13 protein-coding genes are annotated in these 24,406 nt (G+C 65.0%); 8 read left to right on the forward strand and 5 right to left on the reverse strand.

Annotation, left to right across the window (positions count from 1 at the left end; translation table 11 throughout):
• Positions 1 to 5: 5 nt before the first annotated feature.
• The 6 genes from AAFF27_07355 (at position 6) to AAFF27_07380 (ending at position 7,624) form a co-directional block, all read left to right on the forward strand.
• Positions 6 to 1,037 (forward strand): ABC transporter permease, encoded by a 1,032-nt coding sequence (locus AAFF27_07355; GenBank protein XAH25001.1) that lies wholly within the window; start codon positions 6 to 8, stop codon positions 1,035 to 1,037.
• Entirely contained in the window at positions 1,034 to 2,053 is a 1,020-nt protein-coding gene (gene yjfF / locus AAFF27_07360) for a galactofuranose ABC transporter, permease protein YjfF (protein ID XAH25002.1), read from the forward strand. The genes AAFF27_07355 and yjfF overlap by 4 nt, the downstream gene beginning before the upstream one ends.
• Positions 2,054 to 2,079: 26 nt before the next feature.
• Positions 2,080 to 3,813, forward strand: a complete 1,734-nt coding sequence (locus AAFF27_07365; protein ID XAH25003.1) for an IlvD/Edd family dehydratase — start codon at positions 2,080 to 2,082, stop codon at positions 3,811 to 3,813.
• A 13-nt stretch (positions 3,814 to 3,826) separates the two neighbouring features.
• A complete protein-coding gene (locus AAFF27_07370; protein ID XAH25004.1) occupies positions 3,827 to 4,747 on the forward strand; it encodes a dihydrodipicolinate synthase family protein in 921 nt (306 codons plus the stop codon).
• A gap of 221 nt (positions 4,748 to 4,968) precedes the next feature.
• The gene (locus AAFF27_07375; protein ID XAH26179.1) at positions 4,969 to 6,459 is read left to right on the forward strand and encodes a DegQ family serine endoprotease; all 1,491 of its coding nucleotides are present in this window, start codon (positions 4,969 to 4,971) and stop codon (positions 6,457 to 6,459) included.
• Positions 6,460 to 6,910: 451 nt separating this feature from the next.
• Positions 6,911 to 7,624 carry an SGNH/GDSL hydrolase family protein gene (locus tag AAFF27_07380; GenBank protein ID XAH26180.1) on the forward strand — a complete coding sequence of 238 codons (714 nt, stop codon included), beginning with the start codon at positions 6,911 to 6,913 and terminating at the stop codon, positions 7,622 to 7,624.
• Between the two features lie 89 nt (positions 7,625 to 7,713).
• Here the strand turns inward: AAFF27_07380 and AAFF27_07385 are convergent, their stop codons facing one another.
• Complete coding sequence (locus AAFF27_07385) at positions 7,714 to 10,122, reverse strand: membrane-bound PQQ-dependent dehydrogenase, glucose/quinate/shikimate family (GenBank protein XAH25005.1); 2,409 nt, start codon at positions 10,120 to 10,122, stop codon at positions 7,714 to 7,716.
• 187 nt (positions 10,123 to 10,309) lie between these two features.
• Complete coding sequence (opgC, locus tag AAFF27_07390; protein XAH25006.1) at positions 10,310 to 11,461, reverse strand: OpgC domain-containing protein; 1,152 nt, start codon at positions 11,459 to 11,461, stop codon at positions 10,310 to 10,312.
• Between the two features lie 178 nt (positions 11,462 to 11,639).
• On the opposite strand from opgC, the gene AAFF27_07395 reads away from it, so the two are divergent.
• A complete protein-coding gene (locus AAFF27_07395) occupies positions 11,640 to 17,591 on the forward strand; it encodes an MG2 domain-containing protein (protein XAH26181.1) in 5,952 nt (1,983 codons plus the stop codon).
• 11 nt (positions 17,592 to 17,602) lie between these two features.
• On the forward strand, positions 17,603 to 18,442 hold the full coding sequence (locus AAFF27_07400) for a glycerophosphodiester phosphodiesterase (protein ID XAH25007.1): 840 nt from the start codon (positions 17,603 to 17,605) through the stop codon (positions 18,440 to 18,442).
• Here the strand turns inward: AAFF27_07400 and AAFF27_07405 are convergent.
• The 3 genes from AAFF27_07405 to AAFF27_07415 all read right to left on the reverse strand — a co-directional run bounded on the left by AAFF27_07405 (position 18,403) and on the right by AAFF27_07415 (position 23,378).
• Positions 18,403 to 18,828, reverse strand: coding sequence for an RHS repeat-associated core domain-containing protein (locus AAFF27_07405; protein XAH25008.1), 426 nt, complete (start codon positions 18,826 to 18,828; stop codon positions 18,403 to 18,405). The two genes, AAFF27_07400 and AAFF27_07405, sit on opposite strands and share 40 nt — an antisense overlap.
• Positions 18,829 to 19,818: 990 nt before the next feature.
• A complete protein-coding gene (locus AAFF27_07410; protein ID XAH25009.1) occupies positions 19,819 to 20,304 on the reverse strand; it encodes a hypothetical protein in 486 nt (161 codons plus the stop codon).
• A 2-nt stretch (positions 20,305 to 20,306) separates the two neighbouring features.
• Complete coding sequence (locus AAFF27_07415; GenBank protein ID XAH25010.1) at positions 20,307 to 23,378, reverse strand: RHS repeat-associated core domain-containing protein; 3,072 nt, start codon at positions 23,376 to 23,378, stop codon at positions 20,307 to 20,309.
• Positions 23,379 to 24,406 lie beyond the last annotated feature (1,028 nt).

Here is a 24,406-nt window from a genome sequence, read left to right on the forward strand (position 1 = left end):
CAAGCATGAGCCCATTCAAAACCCTGTTGCAGCACCGCCTGGCCTGGCCCCTGCTTACGCTCTTGCTGCTGTTGGCCGCCAACACCGCGTTCAACGCCAGCTTTCTGCATATCGAGTGGCGCAGCGGCCATCTGTATGGCAGCCTGATCGACATCCTCAACCGTGCGGCGCCGCTGGTGCTGGTGTCGCTGGGCATGACACTGGTGATTGCCACGCGCGGCATCGACATCTCGGTCGGCGCAGTGGTGGCCATCGCGGCGGCGGTGGCGGCCTGGATGATTGGCGGCTCGGTGTCGGGCGGTGTGAGCCGCTTCCCGATGCCGCTGGCGATCCTGGCGGCGCTGGGCGTGGCGCTGGTGTGCGGCCTGTGGAACGGGCTGCTGGTGGCGAAGATCGGCATGCAGCCCATCATCGCCACGCTGATCCTGATGGTGGCGGGACGCGGCATCGCGCAGCTGATCGCCGATGGCCAGATCATCACCATCTACTACACGCCCTTCTTCTTTTTGGGCGGTGGCTATCTGCTGGGCCTGCCGTTCTCGCTGTTCGTGGCGGGTACGGTCTTTTTGCTGCTCTACCTGGCGGTCACGCGCACGGCGCTGGGCCTGTTCATCCAGGCCGTGGGCATCAACCCGACTGCTGCGCTGGTGGCGGGTGTGCAGGCGCGGCGGCTGATTCTGTACAGCTATGCCTTTTGCGGCCTGTGTGCCGGCATGGCGGGCTTGCTGATCAGCTCCAACGTCAAGAGTGCCGATGGCAACAACGCCGGGCAACTGCTGGAGCTGGATGCGATCCTGGCCGTGACGCTGGGCGGCACCGCGCTGACTGGCGGGCGCTTCAGCCTGGCGGGCAGCGTGGTGGGCGCGCTGATCATCCAGACACTGACCTATGCCATCTACTCCCTGGGCGTGCCGCCCGAGATCAATCTGGTGGTCAAGGCCGTGGTCGTGTTTTTGGTGATGCTGCTGCAGTCGGCTGAATTCCGCGCCATGGTGCGCACCTGGGTGCAGCGCCCCGCGCTGGAGGCCACGCCATGAGCGCGGTGGTGCCAGACACGGTGGCGGGCGGCCTGGGCAAGGGCCGCCGCCTGCCGCGCGTGCAGCCACAGTACCTGCCGCTGGCGGCCACGGTGTCGCTGTTCTTTGCCATGGCCACGCTGGGCTCGCTGCGCTATGACGGCTTTTTCTCGGCCCAGGTGTTTCTGAACCTGCTGATCGACAACGCCTTTTTGATCATCGTTGCGGTGGGCATGACTTTCGTCATCCTGTCGGGCGGCATCGACCTGTCGGTGGGCTCGGTGATCGCGCTGACCACCATGGTGTCGGCCTCGCTGGTAGAGAAGCACGGCTGGAGCCCGGCGCTGGTGATCCCGCTGGTGCTGGCGATGGGGCTGGGCTTTGGCGCCTTCATGGGGCTGCTGATTGAGCGCTTTCGGCTGCAGCCTTTTGTCGTCACGCTGGCCGGCATGTTCCTGGCGCGCGGCCTGTGCTACCTGATCAGCATCGACTCGATCAGCATCACGCAGGATTTCTATACCGAGGTGTCGCAGCTGCGCGTGCCGCTGGGCGGCGATGCCTCGCTGTCGGTGGGCGCCATCATCGCCCTGGTGGTGGTGGCCGCAGCGATCTTCATCGCGCACTACACCTCGTTTGGCCGGGCGGTGTATGCGATTGGCGGCAATGAGCAGTCGGCGCTGCTGATGGGCCTGCCGGTGCGCTCGACGCGGGTGGGTGTTTACGCGCTGTCGGGTTTTTGCTCGGCGCTGGCGGGTGTGGTGTTCACCTTCTACATGCTGTCGGGCTACGGCCTGCATGCGGTGGGGCTGGAGCTGGATGCCATCGCCGCCGTGGTGATCGGCGGCACGCTGCTGACCGGCGGCGTGGGCTATGTGGCGGGCACGCTGTTTGGCGTGCTGATGCTCGGGATCATCCAGACGCTTATTTCTTTTGACGGCACGCTCAGCTCATGGTGGACCCGCATCGTGATTGGTGCGCTGCTGTTCGTCTTCTGCCTGCTGCAGCGCTTCATCACCTCGCGCGCACCGCGGCGCTGACCCTCTTTCTTCCCACAGGACACCCCATGGCGGATACCCCCAAAAAATTACGCTCCACCCAATGGTTTGGCTCGGCCGACAAGAACGGTTTCATGTACCGCAGCTGGATGAAGAACCAGGGCATCCCGGACCATGAATTTGACGGCCGGCCGATCATCGGCATCTGCAACACCTGGTCTGAGCTGACGCCTTGCAACGCGCACTTTCGCAAGATTGCCGAGCACGTCAAGCGCGGCATCTTCGAGGCCGGTGGCTTCCCGGTGGAGTTCCCTGTGTTCTCCAACGGTGAATCGAATCTGCGTCCCACCGCCATGCTTACGCGCAACCTTGCCAGCATGGATGTGGAGGAGGCGATTCGCGGCAACCCCATCGATGCGGTGGTGCTGCTCACCGGCTGCGACAAGACCACGCCCGCACTGCTGATGGGTGCGGCCAGTTGCGACATTCCGGCCATCGTCGTCACCGGCGGCCCCATGCTCAACGGCAAGCTGGATGGCAAGAACATCGGCTCTGGCACCGCTGTCTGGCAGCTGCATGAATCGCTGAAGGCTGGCGAGATCAACGAGCACCAATTCTTCGCCGCCGAAGCCGGCATGTCGCGCTCGGCCGGCACCTGCAACACCATGGGCACGGCCTCCACCATGGCCTGCATGGCCGAGGCGCTGGGCACCTCGCTGCCACACAATGCCGCGATTCCGGCGGTGGATTCGCGACGCTACGTGCTGGCACATATGTCGGGTTCGCGTGCGGTGGAAATGGCGCGTGAAGGCCTGACCCTTTCCAAGATTCTGACGCGCGAAGCCTTCGAGAACGCCATTCGCACCAACGCGGCCATCGGTGGTTCGACCAATGCGGTGATTCATCTGAAAGCCATCGCCGGCCGTATCGGTGTGCAACTGGACCTGGAAGATTGGACCGGCATTGGCCGCAACACCCCGACCATCGTGGACTTGCAGCCCTCGGGCCGCTTCCTGATGGAGGAGTTCTACTACGCTGGCGGCCTGCCCGCCGTGCTGCGCCGCCTGGGCGAAAACGGCTTGTTGCCGCACCCTGATGCGCTGACAGTCAACGGCAAGTCCATGTGGGACAACGTGCGCGAAGCGCCCCAGTACAACGACGAGGTGATCCGCCCCATCGACAAGCCGCTGATCGCCGACGGCGGCATCCGCATCCTGCGCGGCAACCTGTCGCCGCGCGGCGCGGTGCTGAAGCCTTCGGCCGCATCGCCCGAGCTGCTCAAGCACCGTGGCCGCGCCGTGGTGTTCGAGAACCTGGAGCACTACAAGGAGCGCATCGTTGATGAAGACCTCGATATCGATGCGAGCTGCGTGATGGTGCTGAAGAACTGCGGCCCCAAGGGCTACCCCGGCATGGCCGAGGTTGGCAACATGGGCCTGCCGCCCAAGCTGCTGCGCCAGGGCGTGAAGGACATGGTGCGTATCTCTGATGCGCGCATGAGCGGCACGGCCTATGGCACGGTGGTGCTGCACGTGGCGCCTGAAGCCGCAGACGGCGGCCCGCTGGCCGTGGTACGCGACGGCGACTGGATAGAGCTGGACTGCGACGCAGGCCGCCTGCACCTGGATATCAGCGACGCCGAACTGGCCGAGCGTCTGCGCGCCTACGTCACGCCGGCACCGCCGAAGAATGGCGGCTACCAGCGGCTTTATGTCGACCATGTGTTGCAGGCTGATGAGGGCTGCGACTTTGATTTTCTGGTCGGCTGCCGCGGCGCCGACGTCCCACGCCATTCGCATTGACTAGCCGTACACCATGAACCCCAGATACCGCGGCATCTTCCCCGTGGCGCCCACCACCTTCACCGAAACCGGCGCGCTCGACCTGCCCAGCCAGAAGCGCTGCATAGACTTCATGATCGACTCCGGCGTCGATGGCCTCTGCATCCTCGCCAACTTCTCCGAACAGTTTTTGGTCTCCGATGACGAGCGCGAAGTGCTCACTCGCACTGTGCTGGAACACGTCGCCGGTCGCGTGCCGGTGATCGTCACCACCACCCACACCAGCACCCAGGTCTGCGCCGAACGCAGCCACCGCGCGCAGGACATGGGCGCCGCCATGCTGATGGTCATGCCGCCCTATCACGGCGCCAGCTTCCGCTTCCCCGAGCCGCAGATCTTCGAGTTCTACGCCCGGCTGTCCGATGCGGTCTCCATCCCCATCATGGTGCAGGACGCCCCCGCCAGCGGCACCGTGCTGTCGGCCGCCTTCCTGGCCAGGATGGCCAAGGAGATCGAGCAGCTCAGCTACTTCAAGATCGAAACCGCAGGCGCCGCCAGCAAGCTGCGCGAACTCATCCGCCTGGGCGGAGAAGCCATAGAAGGCCCCTGGGACGGTGAAGAAGCCATCACCCTGCTGCCTGACCTGGACGCCGGCGCCACCGGCGCCATGACCGGCGGCGCCTTTGCCGACGGCATTCGACCCATCATCGAAGCGCACCGCAGCGGTGACCGTGACCAGGCCTTCAACCTCTACCAGCGCTGGCTCCCCCTCATCAACTACGAGAACCGGCAAGCCGGCTTTCTTGCGGCCAAGGCCTTGATGAAAGAGGGCGGCGTCATCGCCTGCGAGGCACCGCGCCACCCGTGGCCGGGGCTGCATCCGGAGGTGCGCAAGGGCTTGATTGAGACGGCGCGGCGGCTGGATCCTATGGTCTTGCGTTGGGGGGCGGCATAAGGTCTCTTGTGATGTTCGGTGGTTCTGGTGTTCTGCTATTTGCGGGAGCCGGGACTCGCCCGCCGGGGCGAACTCCCGGCACCCGCCGCCGGCGAAGGTAAGCAAGACCGGATATCTCAAAGACCTTCAATATCTTGCAAGGCAGGACATAAGCCTCGTCTAAGCCAGCCCTCGCATGATCACTCCATTCCAATCCTTACCCCTGGAGTGACACCATGCGAATCGCTTCCCTCGCCACCTCGCCCACGCGCCTTGTCGTGGCCCTTCTTGCGGCTGGCGCCATTGGTGGTGCGGGCGTATCCGCGGTCGAGTTTGCGCATACCCGTGCGCATGCGCAGCCGGCCCCGGCCGTGCTGGCGGCGGCTCCGGGGGCATCCATTGCGCTGCCGGACTTCTCCACCATCACCAAGCAATACGGCCCGGCCGTGGTGAACATCAGCGTGGTCGGCACCACCAAGGTGGCTGACAACTCTGACGACGACGGCACGCCCAGTGATCCGTTCTTTGAATTCTTCAAGCGCTTCGAGCAACAACAGCAGCAACAGCAAGGCCATGCCAAGCGCCCGCAGGCACCGCGCACGGTGCCCATGCGCGGCGAGGGCTCGGGCTTCATCGTGAGCCCGGACGGCATCATCATCACCAACGCCCATGTGGTGAAGGACGCCAAGGAGGTCACCGTCAAGCTGACCGACCGGCGCGAGCTGCGCGCCAAGGTGCTGGGCGTGGACGCCAAGACCGATATCGCGGTGCTGAAGATCGAGGCCAAGAACCTGCCCGTGGTGAAGCTGGGCAGCAGCGATGCGCTCAACGTGGGCGAATGGGTGCTGGCCATTGGCTCGCCCTTTGGCTTCGAGAACACCGTGACGGCCGGCGTGGTCAGCGCCAAGAACCGTGCGCTGCCTGATGACAGCGCCGTGCCCTTCATTCAGACCGACGTGCCGGTCAACCCCGGCAATTCGGGCGGCCCGCTGTTCAATGCGCGCGGCGAGGTGGTGGGCATCAACTCGCAAATCTACAGCCGCACCGGCGGCTACCAAGGTGTGTCGTTCTCGATCCCGATCGATCTGGCCAGCAAGGTCGAGCAGCAGATCGTGGCGCACGGCAAGGTGCAGCATGCGCGTCTGGGCGTGATGGTGCAGGAGGTCAACCAGACACTGGCTGACTCCTTCAAGCTCGATGCACCTGAGGGCGCGTTGGTGGCCAATGTCGAGAAGGGCAGCCCGGCCGACAAGGCCGGCTTGCAGACCGGTGACGTGATCCGCAAGGTGGACGGCAACGCCATCGTGTCCTCGGCCGACCTGCCGACGCAGATCAGCCAGGATCTGCCCGGCCAGAAGGTGCAGTTGCAGATCTGGCGCAAGGGCTCGACCCAGTCGCTGACCGCTACGCTGGGTGACGACGCCGAGAAGGGCGCGCAGGTGGCGAGCAACGACGGCGCGCCGGCCCAGGGCAAGCTGGGCCTGGCCCTGCGCCCGCTCAGCCCGCAGGAGCGGGAAGAGGCCGGCGTGGCCGGTGGCCTGCTGGTGCAGGAGGCCAGCGGCCCGGCCGAGCTGGCCGGGATCGAAGCGGGCGACGTGCTGCTGGCAATTAACGGCACACCGGTGCGCAGCATTGAGCAAGTGCGCGCCGTGGTGGCCAAGTCCGACAAGTCGGTGGCCTTGCTGGTGCAGCGCGGGGACAACAAGATCTTTGTACCGGTGCACGTGGGCTAACCCCTGGATTGGGCTAACCCCCCAGGCTACGCACTTCGTGTCTTCGCCAACCCCCCTTGTTGGGGGGCAACACCTGCGGCCTGGCAAAGCCAGTTCCGCGGTGTTTTGCGAAGGGGCTTGGCTTCGCCAGCCTGCGTGAAGTTACAGGCATGCTGTCTTGAGGTGGCATGCCTGTTGCTTTTCCCGGTCAACGGGAAAACCCGCTGCCGCGTTGGTGCAAAGCAACGAATAGTCCCCATGTGCCGCGCGGCTGGGTAGCATTCCAGCGGCCGCGCGGCTTTTATTGCCCACGAAGCCTTATTTCATGCCTTCCGCCCTTGCTGTTGCCATGCCTGTGACTGGTTTTGCCCGTTTTGCGCACCCTCGGGCCGCGCTGCGCCTTGCGCTGCTGGCCTGTGCCGCCGCTGGCTGCGTGGGTGCTGGTGCGACCCAGGGCGGCGATACGCTGGGCATGGGCGCGCTGACCAATCCGCTGGCCCGGGTGATCCCCAGCGCCCAGATGCGCTGGCAGTCGAGCATGGCGGCCTTTGCTGCGGCCGACCGCGAGCAGCAGCCGGCACACGACGGTGTGCTGTTTGTCGGCAGCTCCACCATTCGCATGTGGAACCATCTGCCGCAGGATTTCCGGCAGGCGCCGGTGGTCATCAACCGGGGCTTTGGCGGCTCGACCATGGCGGATTGCCATTACTTTGTGCAGCAGCTGGTGGTGCAGTACAAGCCGCGCCAGGTGCTGGTCTATGCTGGCGACAACGACCTGGCCGTGGGCCGCACGCCGGCCCAGGTGCTGGCGAGCTTCCAGGGCTTCGTGAAGACGGTGCGCCGGGCCCGGCCCGACACCGTCATCGACTACATCTCGATCAAGCCCAGCCCGTCGCGCATTGCGCTGATGCCGCAGATCCGCGAGACCAACGCGCTGCTGGCAGCCTACATCAAGACCCTGCCCGACGCCCAGTACATCGATGTGTTCAGCAAGATGGTGGACGCCCAGGGCGCACCGCGCGAGGAGCTGTTCCGCAGCGACCGCCTGCACATGAACGACGAGGGCTACACGCTCTGGCGCTCGGTCATTTCCAGCTACGTGCTGCCGCCGGAAGGCGGCGGTGCGCTGGAGGCGCATGCGCCGGCTGCGGCCACGGTGTCTGCTGCGGGTAGCGCGCGGCCCTAGTTCTTGGTCTTTTAGGGCTCTAGCCCAGGTGATGCCTGGGCTTGTAGCTATTAAATTGGTAGTTTCATGCCCGGCGCAGGGCACGCGGGCTACTTGGCCCCAGCAGGCAGGGCGTAGGCGATCAGCGCATCGCCCATCTTGGTCCCCAGCGAGCCATGGCCGCCGGCCATCTGCACCACGTACTGGCGGCCGGTCTTGTCGGACACATAGCTCATGGGCGTGGCCTGGCCGCCGGCGGGCAGGCGCTGCTGCCACAGCAGCTTGCCGTTGCGCACGTCGTAGGCGCGCAGGTAGGCGTCGAGCGTGGCGCTCATGAAGGCCACGCCGCCGCCGGTGGTGATGGCGCCGGCCAGGCTGGGCACGCCCAGCGGCAGCGGGATGGGCAGCGGTGCGCTGTCGATCACCGTGCCGTTCTTGCGCATCCAGGCAATCTGCATGGTCTTCAGGTCCACGGCGGCCATATAGCCCCAGGGCGGCGCCTGGCAGGGTATGCCCAGCGGCGACAGCAGCGGGTGCAGGTCTACCGCAAACGGTGTGCCGGTCATGGGCTGCAGGCCTTGCTCGGTGCCGCTGCCGCCCTTGGCGTCGACCGTGCCGCGCCGGTGCAGGCGCGAGACAAAGGCCACGTAGTTGGGGTTGCCGACCATGACTTGGCGCACCGGGTCGACCGTGATGCCGCCCCAGTCGAACACGCCGTAGTTGCCGGGGTAGACCAGCGAGCCTTGCTCTGATGGCGGCGTGAAGATGCCGTCGTAGCGCAGCCCGCGAAAGATGATGCGGCAGGCCAACTGGTCGAAGGGCGTGGTGCCCCACATGTCGCGCTCCCGCAGGCGCTCGGGCTTGAAGCTCAGCTCAGAAAAGGGCTGCGTGGGCGAGGTGCGGTCGCCCTCGGCCGCGCCCTGCGGCACGGGTTGTTCGGGCGCGGCCACCAGCAGCTTGCCGTCGCGCCGGTCGATCACGTAGATGTCGCCGCGCTTGGTGGAGGCCAGCAGCGCGGGCACCTTGCCTTCGGGCCGGTCCAGGTCCACCAGCGTGGGCTGGCCGCCGATGTCCATGTCCCACAGGTCGTGGTGCACCGTCTGGTAGACCCAGCGCAGCTTGCCGCTGTCCAGGTCGAGCGCCACGATGGCGCTGTTGAAGCGCTCGCCCTCGGGCAGGCGGTTGCCGCCCCAGATGTCGGGTGTCTGGTTGCCCATGGGCAGGTAGACCAGGCCGAGCTTGCTGTCGATGCTGGACACGCTCCAGGAGTTGGGCGAGTTGCGGGTGTAGGTCTGGCCCGGGCCAAAGGGCTCGGTGGCGTCGGGGTTGCCGGAGTCCCAGTTCCACAGCAGTTGGCCGGTGTCTACGTCATAGCCGCGGATCACGCCCGAGGGCTCGTCGGTGGAGTAGTTGTCGGTCACGCTGGAGGCCACCACCACGGTGCGCCGGCCGACCGAGGGCGGCGACGTCGGGTTCAAGAAGCCGCGCACCACATGGCCCATGCTGATCTTCAGGTCGATCACGCCATTGCTGCCAAAGCCGCTGCAGGGCTGGCCGGTGTCGGCGTTGAGGGCGATCACGGTGGCGTCGGCCGTGGGCGCGTAGATGCGGCGTGGGCAGGCGCGCGCCACGGCAGCGGCGGCCGTGGCATCGACCGCTGCGGCCGGCCGGTACAGCGCGTTCTGCGGCAGCGTGGCGTCGTAATAGGCCACGCCGCGGCAGATCATGTGCTGGTAGGTCTTGGCGTCGCGGTTGATCTTGGGGTCGTGGCGCCAGATCTCCTTGCCGGTGTCGGGATCGAGCGCGATCACGATGTTGTGCGGCGTGCAGAGGTAGAGCATGTCGTTGGCCTTGAGCGGCGTTACCTCGTTGGCGATCTCGCCCGGGTCGCTTTCGCCCTTGAAGTCGCCGGTGTGGAAGACCCAGGCCTGCTCCAGCCGGCCCACGTTCTGCGGCGTGATCTGCGTGGCCGGCGCGTAGCGGTCGCCATAGTCAGAGCGGCCATAGGCGGTCCAGTCCTGCTCGCGCGTGCCGGGCACGCCGGCATAGCCTTGGGCGGCCATGCTGGCGTCCGGGATCTGGCCCAGGCGGTCGTGCCGGTCGGTGAACAGGCTCGCGGCCAACACCCCCACGCTCAGCAGCACGGCGGCCGGCAGGGCCCATGCCGGCGTGCGGCCCCACAGTTGCCGGCGCAGCGGCGGCAGCAGCAGGAACAGGCCCAGCACCAGCCACAGCGCCAGGCGCGGCACCAGTTGCCACCAGTCAAAGCCCACCTCGGCCACGGCCCAGACGGCGGTGGCGGCCAGCACCAGGGCGTAAGAGCCCAGCGCGCGGGCCCGCTCCTTCAGCAGCAGCACGCCGCTGGCCAGCGCGCCCAGCCCGGCCAGCAGGTAGTACCAGGAGCCGCCCAGCGCCGCCAGCCAGGCACCGCCCGCAGCCAGGGCCAGCCCCAGCAGCACAAAGACGATGCCACCCAGGCGCGGCCAGGGCCAGCGTGTGGAAGAGGGGATGTGCGGCATGGCGGACTCCGTCCAGAAAGTGGCGGCACTGGCTGTGCCGCACTGCTGCGGATGGTCGTTGACGCGGGCGTGAAACCGGGTCTTGCCTACAAGTGGTCTCGAATGCTCACAGCTGGATGCATTTGGGCAAGGGCTGGAAGTTTTGAGGAAAATATGCCTATAGCCCTTTGCCCGCCTGGGCTGTTGGCTATCTATTTGATAGTTGCCCTGGGGCTGTGCGCGGCGCGGCTGGCGGCTTGTCCAGCCACAGCGTGAAGCGCGCCACGGCATACAGCGCGGCAAAGCAGCCCAGCAGCAGCAGCGCGTCTACCCACCAGGGCCGCGCATAGGGGTTGCCGCCAAAGAAGGTCAGCGTCAGCAGCACGATCACCAGGTGCGCGCAGAACACCGCCAGCGAGGCCGATCCCATCACCTCCAGCCAGCGCATGCGCGGCAGCCAGCGCGCCAGCGCCGGGCCAAAGCGAATGGTCAGCAGCATCAGCGCGAACATGTCCAGCAGCCGCAGCGGCCCCAGCGCCCATTTGTCGAACAGCAGGTTCATGCGCTCGTCCGAGCCAAAGGGCGCCTGGCCGGTGCGGTGGCGCCAGACCAGGCAGGTGAGGGCGACCACGACGGCCACCGCCACCGACCAGTTCGGGAAGCGAAACGGCGGCGCCAGCGGGTCGTTGCGGGTGGCGCCCATCCACAGGCCCAGCATCCACAGGAACTGCCAGCTGTACATGGCGAAGGCGCCGGTTTCGTGGAAGGGCACGGGCATGCCGACCGAGTCGCGCAGCGCGTCGTAGGCCCATTCGCCCAGCCCAAACTGCGACAGCAGCCACAGCAGCACGCTCACCGCCATCACCGGCGCCCAGCCGTGGCGCAGCGCCAGCGCCAGCACCCAGGGGCTGGCCAGCATGAACAGCACGTAGAGCGGCAAGATGTCCAGCAGCGGCGGCTCATACACCAGCAGCAGGCTCGATATGAAGGCCACCTTGGGCCGCTGCAGGTAGAAGGACATCAGGTCCTTGACGGCCGGCTGGTCTACCTTCAGGCCAAAGAAGGCAATCACCGTGAACAGAAACAGCAGCGTGGCCGCCTGGCACCAATACACCTTGAGCGCGCGCCGCCAGAAGGCGCGCTCCATGTCGACGATGCTCTTGCGCCAGGCCAGGCGCCCATAGACCATGCCCGCCATATAGGCCGACAACAGCACGAAACCTTCGGCCGCCGAGACAAAGCCAAAAGGCTGCCCGGTGGGCGTGGTCAGGCGCGTCGGCAGGTGGGTCAGCGTCATCAGCACCAGCATCAGGCCGCGCAGGGCGTCGATCTCCCAGCGGCGGGTGGTGGTGGGCGTCATGGGGGAGAAAAAAGCGAAGCGAGAAGGGAGCCGCCGATTCTCGCCGCAAGTTTGTAAAGCGGTATGTCGCCACGGTTCGTGGGGTTTACGCGGCACGGCCGGCGCCGTGCCTGATCGGCTACCCTCTCGGCCCAACAAAAGAATGATGGGAGCCAGCGTGAAGACCGTCCGTTTCGTCATGGCCAGCCTGCTGCTCGCCGGCATTCCGTTGGCCGCACAGGCCTTGCAGATCAGCGCCTTCTCGCCCCAGGGCGAGGTGGCGCGTATTCGCCAGGCGGTGGCCAAGTTCGATGGCCCGGCGATCCGCTTTGGCGACCCGGCCGCGCCGGCGCCGCTCAGCGTGGAATGCAGCGACAAAGAGGCCGGCAAGGGCACCGGCCGCTGGACCAGCGAGCGCGAATGGGTCTGGGACTTTGCCGCCGACCTGCCGCCCGGCGTGCGCTGCAGCGCCAGCATCAACAAAGGCTTTGTTTCTGCCTCTGGCCAGCCACTGGCAATGGCTAATAGCTACCAATTCAATAGCGGCGGCCCGTTTGTGGTGAACGTGCGCCCTGGCAACTGGCAGCGCATCGAGGAAGAACAGGCCTTTGTGCTGCAGCTGAGCGGCCCGGCCACGCCAGAGAGCCTGCGCGCGCACGCCTGGTGCAGCGTTGAAGGCCTGGGCGAGCAGGTGCCGGTGCGGCTGATAGAAGGTGCCCAGCGCGCCGATCTGCTCAAGGCCACCGGCCTGGAGCAAGCCGCGCAGAAGGCGCCGCTGGCCTACGCCACGCTGGCCTGCAACCGCGTGCTGCCGCCGGCCGCCAAGCTCAGCCTGGTGTTTGGCCAGGGCGTGGCCACGCCCAGCGGCGTGCCCAACAAGGTCGAGAAGCGCTTTACCTGGCAGGTGCGCGAGCCCTTCCTGGTCGAGTTCAGCTGCGAGCGCGAAAACGCCCAGGCCGACTGCCTGGCGATCCGGCCCATGGTGGTGCGCTTTAACGCGCCGGTCACGCGCAAGCAGGCGCTGGCAATCCGCGTGCGCGGCGGCAAGGCGCCGCTGGCGCCCACGCTGGAAGACGGCGCGGGCAAGGGCAGGGGTGACGACGACAACAGCGTGGTCAACAGCATCCGCTTTGCCGGCCCCTTTACCGAGAGCACGGCCTACACGCTGGAGCTGCCCGCCGGCTTCCAGGATGCCTCTGGCCGGCCGCCGCGCAATGTAGAGACCTTTCCGCTCCCAATAGCCACCGGCAGCCTGCCGCCGCTGGCCAAGTTTGCGGCTTCGCCCTTTGGCATCGTCGAGCGCTTTGCCGAGCCTGACAGCGACAAGACCGGCCAGGCGCTGCTGCCGGTCACCCTGCGCAAGGTCGAGGCGGCGCTGGCCGCGCAAGACCTGCAGCCCACGCGCGTGGGCGACCTGCGGCCGCAGAGCGACGCAGACATCATTGCCTGGTTCGCCAAGGCCCATCGCTATGACGAAACCAGCGTGCCGCGCGCCCGTGCCGCGCGCGACGTGCAGGGCCCGCTGCCACCGGCCCGGCCTGACAACAAGGACGCGGTCGAGTCGCGCAGCATCAGCCTGCTGGCCGGCCAGCCCGGCGTGAAGACGCTGGAGCTGCCGCGCGCCGCAGCCGACGACCCACGCCCCTTCGAGGTGATCGGCATCCCGCTGGAGCCGGGCTTTCATGTGCTGGAGATCGCCTCGCCGCGCCTGGGCGAAGCCCTGCTGGACCCGGCCTACGGCGCGCGCCGCCCCATGTACGTGCGCACCACGGCGCTGGTGACCAACCTGGGCGTGCACTTCAAGCTGGGCCGCGAAAACGCGCTGGCCTGGGTCACCACGCTGGACAAGGGCCAGCCGCTGGCCGGCGCCGTGGTGCGCGTGTCTGACTGCGCCGGCCGCGAGCTGGCCAGCGCCACTACGGATGCCCAAGGCCTGGCGCGCTTCGAAGGCCTGTCGCCCGAGGCCCCGCGCTGCGACGAGAAGCAGGGCTGGGACTACCGCCGCGCCTACTTCGTCAGCGCCCGCGCCAAGCAGGCCGGCGCCGACGACATGGCCTTCACCTGGAGCGACTGGCAGCGCGGCATCGAGCCCTGGCGCTTCAACGTGCCCACCAGCAGCGCCGTGCTGCCCGAGCTGCGCGCCAGCACCGTGTTTGACCGCCCGCTGCTGCGCGCCGGCGAGACGGTGTCCATGAAGCACCTGATCCGCACCGAGACCAGCAAGGGCTTTGGCCTGCCCGCCGTGCTGCCAGCCAAACTGGTCATCACCCACCTTGGCAGCGGCCAGCAGTTCAGCCAGCCTTTGGCTTGGCGCAAGACCGCCACCGGCGGTCAGAGCGCAGAGAGCAGCTTCCAGATCCCGCCCGCCGCCAAGCTGGGCATCTACAGCGTCGAGCTGGCCAGCGGCAGCAGCAGCCTGTCCACCGGCAGCTTCCGCGTGGAGGAGTTCCGCCTGCCGGTGTTCGAGGGCCGCATCGCGCCGGCCGACAGCAAGCCTTTGGTCAACGCCAGCAGCGTGCCCACGCAACTGCGCGTGGGCTATGTGCAGGGCGGCGGCGCGGCGCGCCTGCCGGTGCGCGTGTCGGCCATGCTCAGCCCCAAGTCGCTGAGCTATCCGGACTACGACGACTTCAGCTTTACGCCGCCGCGCGATCGCCAGCAGACCACGTCCGACGACGTCGGCGAAGAAACCCAGGAGGCCGCCACCGACACCCGCGTGGTCGCAGACAAGCTGCCCCTGGTGCTGGACGCTGACGGCAACGGCAAGCTCACCATCCCCGATTTACCCGTCGCCAAGGAGCCGCGCGATTTGGTGCTGGAAGCCACCTATTCCGACCCCAACGGCGAGGTGCAAACCCTGCGCAACAGCGCCACCCTGTGGCCCGCCGGCGTGGTGGTGGGCCTGAAGACCGAGGGCTGGGTGTCGGTGCAAAAGGCGCTGCGCTTCCAGGCCCTGGCGCTGGACCTGGCCGGCAAGCCCAAGGCCGGTGTAGAGCTATCGGTGCGGGCCGTGGCACGCAGCATCACCACCAGCCGCAAGCGCATGGTGGGCGGCTTCTACACCTACGACAACAAGGCAGACAGCAAGGACCTGGGCGAGGTCTGCAGTGGCAAGAGCGACGCGCATGGCCTGCTGCAATGCGAGCACAAGCTGGCCGAGCCGGGCGAGGTCGAGCTGGTCGTTTCCGCCCGGGATGGCGCCGGCAACAGCATCCAGGCCGCGCGCTCGGTCTATGTCACGCGCCAGGGCGAGATCTGGTTTGGCGGCGAAGACCACGACCGCATCGACCTGCTGCCCGAGAAGAAAAGCTACGAGCCCGGCGAGACCGCCAAGTTCCAGGTGCGCATGCCCTTCCGCTTTGCCACCGCGCTGGTGGCGGTCGAGCGCGAAGGCATCTTGCAAACCCAGGTGGTGCAGCTCAACGGCCAAGACCCCACGCTGCAACTGAAGGTGGAAGAGGGCTGGGGCCCCAACGTCTATGTGAGCGTGCTGGCGCTGCGCGGGCGCCTGCGCGAGGTGCCCTGGTACAGCTTTTTCACCTGGGGCTACAAGGCCCCGCGTGAATGGTGGACGGCCTTCCGCGTGGAAGGCCGCGACTACGTTGCGCCCACCGCGTTGGTCGATCTGAGCAAGCCCGCTTATCGCTTGGGCATGGCCGAGATCCGCGTAGGCAATCGCGCCCACCGCATCGACGTAAAGGTGGCTACAGACAAGCCCAGCTACCCCGTGCGCAGCACCGCCAAGGTCACGATCAGCGCCACCCTGCCCGACGGCAGCCCCGCCGCCAATGCCGAAGTGGCCGTGGCCGCAGTCGACCAGGCCCTGCTAGGGCTGCTGCCCAACAGCAGCTGGAACCTGCTTGATGCCATGCTGCAGCGCCGCGCTTGGGGCGTGGAAACCTCTACCGCCCAGATGGAAATCATTGGCCGGCGCCACTACGGCCGCAAGGCCGTGCCCGCCGGCGGCGGTGGTGGCCGCGGCATCACGCGCGAGCTGCTCGACACCCTGCTGCTGTGGAACCCGCGCGTGCAACTGGATGCACAAGGCCGCGCGCAAATCGACGTGCCACTGAACGATGCACTCACCACCTTCCGCATCGTCGCCGTGGCCGACATGGGCACCGGCCGCTTTGGCACCGGCCAGACCACGATCCGCGCCACGCAAGACCTGCAGATCATCAGCGGCCTGCCGCCGCTGGTGCGCGAGGGCGATGCCTTCCGCGCGCAGATCACGCTGCGCAACACCACGCCCAAGGCCATGAAGGTCGAGGCCACGGCGCGCGCCACCTTGCTTGATCTGCAGGCGCAAACGGTAGACATCCCGCCCGGCGAATCGCGCGAAGTGAGCTGGAACGTCACCGCGCCCGACCAGCTCGGCCAGACCCGCGCCCAGGCCATCCTGTGGGAAATCGCCGCACGCGATGTGGCCAGCGGCGCCACCGCGCGCGACGCGCTCAAGGCCAGCCAGCGCATCGTGCCCGCCGTGCCGCTTAGCGTGCAGCAGGCTACGCTGGTGCAGCTCGATGCCCCCTATCAGTTGGACGTGGCCCCGCCCACCGGCGCCTTGCCCGAGGCCGGCGCCAAGCGCGGTGGCCTGAAGCTGGCGCTGCAGCCCAAACTGGCCGAAGGCCTGCCCGGCGTGCGCGACTGGTTTACCAACTACCCCTTCGCATGCCTGGAGCAAAAAACCAGCAAGGCCGTGGGCATGGCCGATGGCGCCATGTGGAAGACCGTGGCCGCGCAACTGCCCAGCTATTTGGACAAAGACGGCCTGGCCAGCTACTTCCCGCCGCGCGAAGGCCAGGACGACCGTGGCAGCGACACCCTCACCGCCTACGTGCTGGCCGCCACCCATGAGGCCGCCGTGCTGCACCCCGAGTTCGCGCTGCCCAGCGAGCCGCGCGACGCCATGCTGGCCGGCCTTGCCGCCTTTGTAGAAGGCCGCATCCAGCGCAACTTCTGGTCGCCGCAAAAAGACCTGGACGTGCGCAAGCTCGCCGCCATAGAGGCGCTGTCGCGCTACGGCCGCGCCCAGGGCCGCATGGCCGACAGCATCACCATCGCGCCCAACCAGTGGCCCACGCATGCGGTGATCGACTGGCTCAATGTGCTGAGGCGCGTGCAAGACGTGCCGCAGCGCGCGCAGCGGCTGGAAGAGGCCAACCAAGTCCTGCGCGCGCGCCTGTCCTACCAGGGCACCAAGCTCATCTTCAGCACCGAGCAGGGCGACTACTGGTGGTGGCTCATGGCCAATGGCGACAGCAACACCGCCAAGCTCATGCTCGCCGTCATGGACGACCCGGCCTGGAAGGACGACATGGGCCGCCTGGCCAATGGCTTCATCGCGCGCCAGCAAAACGGCGCCTGGCACACCACCACCGCCAACCTGTGGGGCGGCCTGGCGCTGGAGCGCTTCTCCGCCAAGTTCGAGGCCACGCCCGTCACCGGCACCACCCGCGCCACGCTGGGCGACGCCAGCGCGGCGGTGGACTGGAGCCGGGTCGAGCGCATCAAGCCCAGCGACGCCACCGGCGCGCCCAACGCCACCAGCTTCTTCGGCGCACCCTCATCGCCCGGCACCCTGAAGAACAACAGCGCCTTCCTGCCCTGGCCCGCCGCCGGCAAAGGCACGCTGGAAGTAGCGCAGCAAGGCACGGGCAAGCCCTGGCTCACCGTGCAATCGCTGGCCGCCGTGCCGCGCACCCAGCCCTTCTTCGCCGGCTACCAACTGAAGAAAACCATCACCCCGGTAGAACAGGCCATCAAGGGCCAGTGGACCCGTGGCGACGTACTGCGCATCACGCTCGAAGTCACCGCCAGCGCCGACATGACCTGGGTCGTCATCAGCGACCCAGTCCCCGGCGGCGCCACCATCCTCGGCAGCGGCCTGGGCCGCGACTCGCAAATCGCCACCCAGGGCGAAAAAGCCGCCAGCGGCGCCGGCTGGCCGGCGTTCGAGGAGCGCAGCTTCGAAGCCTTCCGCAGCTACTACGAGTACCTGCCCAAGGGCACGGTCAAGATGGAATACACCCTGCGCTTGAACAACGTAGGCGACTTCGCACTACCTGCCAGCCGGGTCGAGGCCATGTATGCGCCGGAGATGTTTGGGGAGCTGCCAAATGCGCGGGTGAGGGTGGAGGCGGGGCGGTGAGGTAAGGCGACATGAAGCCCAGCACTACAGCCGTAGCAAGCGCCAAGCACCGCTGGTGGCTATGGCTGCTGGTTCCGTTCCTCTTGCTCGGTCTTTTGCTGTCGCTGAGTGATGTGCTCTACCAGCGTGCTGCAGCGCAGGCACGGGCATTTCCCTTCTCTGGCTGCCAGAAGGTCTGGGGGCATCGCGGCTATGCCGCGACGGGCGGAGAGAACAGTTTGCAGGGCGTGCAAGAGGCCTTCAGGCGTGGCGCAGCCGGTGTGGAAATCGACATTCTTTTTGACCGTGAACTGGACGACTTCGTGGTCTCCCACGATCGGCCCTACACCTTGTTCGGCGGCCACCCGCTGCGGCTGGAGTCGGTGCTGTCCCAGTACACGGGCACCGGCTTCTTCTGGCTGGACGCCAAGGATCTGCGCAGGCTCTCGCCCATGGCCGCGCACAAGGCAACACAGCGACTCGCTGCCCTCATCCGGCGCTATCAGCTCACAGAGCGGGCGTTTGTGGAGTCAAGCAATGCCCTGTATGTGTCCTGGCTGGCCGGCCAGGGCATCCATACGAGCTATGCGGTAAGCCCCAACGACCAGAAATACAGCGCGCCCCTGTACCAACTCAATGCCGCCCTCATGAAGCTGGCGTATGCGTTCAGTGGGGCAGACGCCATCTCGATGGACGTGTCCCGGTACACGCCGGTCACCGCAGCCAGCTTCGGCGGCGCCGCTGTCCTGCTGTCGACCGTGAACGACGCCGACGCACTGCAACACCTGTCTGCGATCCCCGAGGTGAAGGTCATCCTGTCGGATGACGACCATTACGCGATCAGCGCCTGTACCCGTCCGGGTGCACCATGAACCCTGCCGTTTGGTGACGAAGCCCTTGTATGCAGGCCTGCGTGGATTGGGCGGGGCGTGGCGCGCAACCCGTCGCTTAACCCTTGGCGCAAGAGGTCGGTTGCAGGCAATCCGGTCGCCAACCCAACAGGATCAGTCTGCGTATAGCGCCCGGTGGTCGGGTTGTAGCTGCGGTGCAGGTTGTAGTAAAGCCCGGATTCCTCATCGGCCACCTGGCCCGGATAGCGCAGGTCGAAGGTGACGGGGTCGGTGGCCCCGGCTGCAGGCGCGGTATCTGCCGTTTCTTGCACGAAGCCGGTGGCCCCGGTGCTGGGCGGTATTTCGCCAAAGGCGGTGGTGACCCACTTTCCCCGTCGATGTCTGAAACACCTATCTCCGAGGCTCATCTCAAATAAAGAATTATGGTGCCCAACAGACCACCCCCAAGCACAGAATATGCAAGTACATAAAGCACAAGCCCCCAACGCCAATCCTTCGACGGTCCAAAATTATAGAGATCGCCTGCTTTTATTTTCTTAATTTTCGATAGCAAGAGAAGAAGGAATCCGAAAATATAGCAGCAACACACAATGAATAATAGAGGGCTCCTCTGTAATTCATATAAACACATCCCGATCGGAACAAGAAGCGTTAGGGCGATCGGAATGGAAAAGAATATTTTATTGAACTTTGCTTCTGATTTTCTCATGTGCAATACCTCTATTTAGCTAGGCTTTGACCAATTTGGTTTTCTCAATCGAGCAAAGTCTTCGCAAGAATAAACCCCGAAAAAACTCCAGCTCCGATCTGGCCAGGCGACAAATTCAATGCTCACTCTTTTCCAAGCTCTATTTATGTAACGATATGTTTGGCATGTTGATCCAAAATACCCAGGGACACCTACACAGATAACTTGGCACCCGCCATTGCTGCACAACATGTCTCCTCCAGGCGGCGGTGGCATCAAGCTTGGCAGTGTTGGCACCGTCGGGGCTAAACCCGTTGGATCAACATAGGACAGCGGATTCCCCCCCCCCACATAAGCAAACCGATTCCACCCCCCCCAGCCAACCCAATGGGGTCAGCCTGCGTATAGCGCCCAGTCGTCGGGTTGTAGCTGCGGTGCAGGTTGTAGTAAAGCCCGGATTCCTCATCGGCCACCTGCCCGTCGGCCTGCGTCAGGCGGCGCGGGGTGTGGAGGTGTGTCGCTGTGGATGGCGTAGAGCCCGGCCCTCAATGCCTTTGTGCCACAGGCCATAGCAGCCTAGGGCGGAGTTTTCCAGTTTCGCGTTCGTGTTTGGCGAGAGATTTGAAGATGCAGCTGCGCTTTGTGACTGGAGCGGCGACGTTGCGGCGTGCGTAGCGCGCCGAAGGTGCTCTGCCAATATAAATAATATTCACTCTCCCTTGGAGCCCAAAAATACTTGAAATCTATCCCGTCCTATTTTGGCTATTAGTTGTGATGCTAAATAATCTGTAAAAGACAACCATACAACTGCATCAGCCTCGCCAAAAATTAGACGATGATCGTCCAGAAATCCAAGCAGATCTTTAATTCTCTCGTAAAGATCATCCATCGATCGGCAAAAAAGCTCCCCTAGTCTCAAGCGCAATTCATTGTTTACACCTTCACCATCTTCGTAGTAGTAAAGCCACCGATCATGAATTAGCCAGGGACTTAAATTTTCATTGCCAGAGACGGTGAAATATTGCAGGTAGATATGCAAATTGAGATCAAGATCGCTTCGAATATCCTCAACATGGTGCTGGGAAATCGCATCCTCCAGAGCCTCTTTTAAGAACAAAAACCGCCCCTCGATATCCCCAATATCCCTATCGGAGAGGCCCTTCTCGAAGGAGAGCCAAAGTTTGGTATCTAGCATAATTAACTCGGTAGTGGTTCGTTTGCGGCACGTTCCCATTCGGGTAGCTGTGCGGGCGGATTGGTGCAGTGCAGCTTTACGCGTTTAATGGCGCTCTGTAAGGCCGCCTGCGCTTGTTTTATTGCATTGGCATGGCCAGCGTCTCGCCCTCTAGTGCCTCCTGCTTCATATTGTGGAAGTCGTTTTGTAGTAAGTTTCCAATATGCGTTCGATGCGTCGAGAATTGCCTTCTCGCATGCTTTGTTGCAGTCATCAGGGAAAACGATTGGTGGCGGTATCCTGATTGGTCTAATTGTCATTCCGGCGTCATTGCAAGTTGCCGCATTTGCGGGGTTTTGATAACACCATTGAAGAGAGGTCTGGAGTCCCGTCGAATCCGAGAATGACAACGGATTCCCCTCCACATAAGCAAACCGATTCCACCCCCCCGCCAGCCCAATAGGATCCGCCTGCGTATAGCGCCCAGTCGTCGGGTTGTAGCTGCGGTGCAGGTTGTAGTAAAGCCCGGATTCCTCATCGGCCACCTGCCCCGGATAGCGCAGGTCGAAGGTGACGGGGTCGGTGGCCCCGGCTGTGGGCTCGGTATCTGCCGTTTCTTGCACGAAGCCAGTGGCCCCGGTGCTGGGAGGTACTTCGCCAAAGGCGGTCGTGACCCACTGCCAGGCCACCTGCCCGTTGGCCTGCGTCAGACGGCGTGGGGTGTTGAGATGGTCGCTGTGGATGGCGTAGAGCCGGCCGTCAATGATGGTGGCAACCGGCAAGGGGCCGCTGGCGGTGGGCAGGTAGACGAAGTCGGTGTGGCTCGCAGGGTTGCTGCCGCTGGTGGCCAGGCGGTCCTGGCTGAGCACGGTGCTGTCGTCGTAGGGGCCGTCTGCATAGACCGTCTGGGTGGTCACAGCGGGGCTGGCCATGCTGTTGTGCTTGAGCAGGCGCTGGCCCAGGGCGTTGTAGAGGTAGGTGACGTTGCTGCTGTTGCCATTGGCACCACTGCCGCTGCGCGAGAACGACTGCATGCGGCCGTTGGCGCCATGGCCGTAGAGGTCTTCCCCCACCTGGGTGATGGCGCCGGTGGCGTCATAGCTGTAGGCCACCTGGCTGGTGGCCGGGCTGCCGCCCAGGGTCAGGGTCTGGTCATAGCCCAGCAGGCGGTTGCTGCCGGGCTGGACCTGGTAGGCACGCTGCAGGCTCAGGGTGCTGCCGGCATCGGTCTGGGTGTAGACCACGCTCTGGCGGTTGCCGTTGGGGTCGTAGGCCAGGGCGATCTGCTGCGGGCCGATGACGGCCGACAGCGGCGCACCGGCCGGCAGGCTGGCAATGCTGCTGGGGCTGTGGGCCACGCTGGTGATGCGGCCCGTGGCGTCATAGCCAAAGGCGGTGGTGAAGGTGCTGGGGGCCACGCCACTGGCGCTGGGCAGCATCAGGTCCTGCGTCAGGCTGGTGATGCGACCGGCGGCGTTCCATTGGTAGCTGGCGATCTCGTTCTGGATGAGCTGGCCAGCGGTGTTGTACTGCCGGCTCGCGGCCAGCGGGCTGCCCGGGGTGGCACCTGCGGCAAAGGGCCACTGCCAACCCGTGGGCTGGCCCAGCGGGTTCCAGGCCAGGTTGCGCACGAGCGGGGTGCCGTTCCAGTCCAGGCCGGTGAGCCGGCCGGTGCTGTCGTAGAGATAGGCCAGTACGCCACCCGAAGGGTAGGTGATGCTGCCGATCTGGCCGGCACCGGCGTTGCCAACGGCGACGTAGCTGTAACCCACGGCGCGCAGGCTGCCGTCGGCCAGGATCTGCTGCTTGCGCAAGACACGGCCAAAGAGGTCGCGCTGGTACTGGGTGGTGACGCCCGGGTCTTGGATCTCGCTCAAGAAGCCAATGCTGGCATTGGGCGTGCCCGGGGCGTTGTAGTCGGCACCGCTAAGGTCATAGCGCAGCACGCTGGCGCTGTTGTCGGCGTACTGGATGCGGGTAGGCCGGCCCAGCAGGTCGCGGGTGATGTCGGTGGCGCGGCCCAGGGCATCCGTGATGCGGCTGGGCAGGCCCAGGGCGTCGTAGCTGGTCTGGAGCAGGCCGGCGTCCAGGCTGGCCTCCTGCGTGGCATTGCCTTGGGCGTCGCGCACGTAGCTGGTGGGGGCGCCCTTGAAGTCAGTGGCGCCGGTGATGTTGTCGCGCTTGTCGTACTCCAGGGTGGCCAGGGCGTTGAGGCTGTCCTTGACCTGGGTAATGCGGCGCAGGCCGTCCAGGCTGTACTGCGTGGTCTGGCCCAGGGCGTTGGTTTCTGACACGCGCTCGCCGTTGGCGTCGTAGCCGTAGCTGAGGGACTGGTTGCCGCCGACGGTTTCTGAGGCGACGCGGTTGAGCTGGTTGATGCTGCGCGCGACCTGCCAGGCGAGGTTGTTCTGCGCGTCGCGCACCTGCTCGGCGGTGCGGTTGCCCATGCCGTCCAGGGTGTAGCTGCCGCTGGCGCCCCGGTTGTCGCTCCAGCCGGTCAGGCGGTGGGCGGCGTCGTAGGTGTAGGTGAGGGCGTAGCCGGTGGGCGCGGTGACGCTGGCGACTAGGCCCGTGGCGGTGTAGGTGTTGGTGGTCTGCAGCCCACCCTGGTTCTGCGTCAGCAGCCGGCCGCGCAGGTCATAGGTGAAGCTGCTGGTGATGCCGTTGGGGTCGGTTTGCTGGGTGATGCGGCCGGCAGCGTCGTGCTGGTACTGGGTGGCACGGCCAAGCGGGTCGGTCTGCTGGGTCGGGTTGCCGAAGCTGTCGTAGGCGTATTGGGTGACAGCGCCATTGGGCTCAGTGGAGGTGGCTACCAGGCCTGCCGCGTTGTAGGTCCACAGCCGCGCCTGTGACTGGCCGGTGGCCGTGTCGGTGACAGTCTCGCTGAGCTTGTTGCCCAGGGCATCGTAGGTGTAGCTGGTGGTGCGACCCGCCTCTGTCACCACGAGGGGGAGGTTGAAGGTCGGGTGCCATTGTGTGCTGGTGGTTTGGGCTTCGTTCAGGCCCGAGGCGCGGGTGATGGAGAGCGGTACGCGGCGGGTGGTGTCCCAGGTGTAGGTGGAGTTGACGCCTTTGAAGTCGGTTTCGGATGTCACAAGACCGGCCTCATCCTGCGCTCGGCTGCGTGCACTGGCCGCGCCGGTATTCGTAGGCAGGGAGCCACTCGTCACAGCTAATTTACCGAGGGTAGTACCGTACTTGTAGTTGCGCAATGCTCCTAAGGGATCAATAACGCTCGCTGCGTTATTCGACGGATAGCTGACTTGATAATGGTTAGCATCGCCTGCAAGTTGAGTGCCTATTGCGCGGCCATTGGAATCATAGGAAAAGGTTTCATAGCGCACGCCTTTTTCGTCCAAGACGCCAGTAAGGGCTTGGGGAAAGGATGGAAGATCATAAAGAAAGGTGCGGGAGCTTCCGTCAGGGTATGTGACTGCTAATAACCTATCAGAAGTGTCGTAGGCGTAGCCAATGACTTTCCCATCTGGAGTGTTAATGGCAGTCAGGTGGCCGTCTGAATTATAAATAAAGCCAAGACTGCGACCGAATGGGTTGGTTGCTGAAATTATTTGCCCGGCCTCATTGTAGGCATATGAAGTAATCCATCCGTTTCGTGCAATGATCTCCTGCAGCCTGCCCGCGGCGTCAAAATGAAATTTTTCATCGTCGTCTGCTCGATAGTAAATCCAATAATCATCGGTAGGCTGCATCAAGGTGTCTGTGCTATCACGGGCTCTCCACTCGCCATCCTCTTGCACGAAGGTTCGCGCATAGCCTTCCGCATCAATAATTGTTACTGTCGGGATCGTCGTGCGAGGTGAGCCATCGTCAATGCTATTGATAGAAGGCGTTTTTGATTTGAAGGCAAGACGCAGAGCCATGCTGTGACTGTGAGCCCACGCACCGCTACCGAGTGTGTTGCTGATTATTGAGGCATCGGCATTCCGGCGGCTGCGATAGATCCGAGTAAAATTCAAGGCCGGATCACTTTGATCAAAATAATCGGTTTCGCTTTGATGCTTTTCTGCCGTGGCTGGCAATATGGGATTGCCAATGTATATGCCGTCATCTCGACTGCACCTTTTGGGAGGGCTGCTTCGGACACATGCATCGGCAACCTCTC

The sequence above is a fragment of the Xylophilus sp. GW821-FHT01B05 genome, assembly GCA_038961845.1.
Lineage (GTDB): Bacteria > Pseudomonadota > Gammaproteobacteria > Burkholderiales > Burkholderiaceae_C > Xylophilus.

Coding starts and splice junctions, on each gene's coding strand:
- opgC (XAH25006.1), bottom strand. CDS start 11,461: ATGACGCCCACCACCACCCGCCGCTGGGAGATCGACGCCCTGCGCGGC.
- AAFF27_07365 (XAH25003.1), top strand. CDS start 2,080: ATGGCGGATACCCCCAAAAAATTACGCTCCACCCAATGGTTTGGCTCG.
- AAFF27_07385 (XAH25005.1), bottom strand. CDS start 10,122: ATGCCGCACATCCCCTCTTCCACACGCTGGCCCTGGCCGCGCCTGGGT.
- yjfF (XAH25002.1), top strand. CDS start 1,034: ATGAGCGCGGTGGTGCCAGACACGGTGGCGGGCGGCCTGGGCAAGGGC.
- AAFF27_07395 (XAH26181.1), top strand. CDS start 11,640: ATGGCCAGCCTGCTGCTCGCCGGCATTCCGTTGGCCGCACAGGCCTTG.
- AAFF27_07405 (XAH25008.1), bottom strand. CDS start 18,828: ATGAGCCTCGGAGATAGGTGTTTCAGACATCGACGGGGAAAGTGGGTC.
- AAFF27_07355 (XAH25001.1), top strand. CDS start 6: ATGAGCCCATTCAAAACCCTGTTGCAGCACCGCCTGGCCTGGCCCCTG.
- AAFF27_07380 (XAH26180.1), top strand. CDS start 6,911: ATGGGCGCGCTGACCAATCCGCTGGCCCGGGTGATCCCCAGCGCCCAG.
- AAFF27_07400 (XAH25007.1), top strand. CDS start 17,603: ATGAAGCCCAGCACTACAGCCGTAGCAAGCGCCAAGCACCGCTGGTGG.
- AAFF27_07370 (XAH25004.1), top strand. CDS start 3,827: ATGAACCCCAGATACCGCGGCATCTTCCCCGTGGCGCCCACCACCTTC.
- AAFF27_07410 (XAH25009.1), bottom strand. CDS start 20,304: ATGCTAGATACCAAACTTTGGCTCTCCTTCGAGAAGGGCCTCTCCGAT.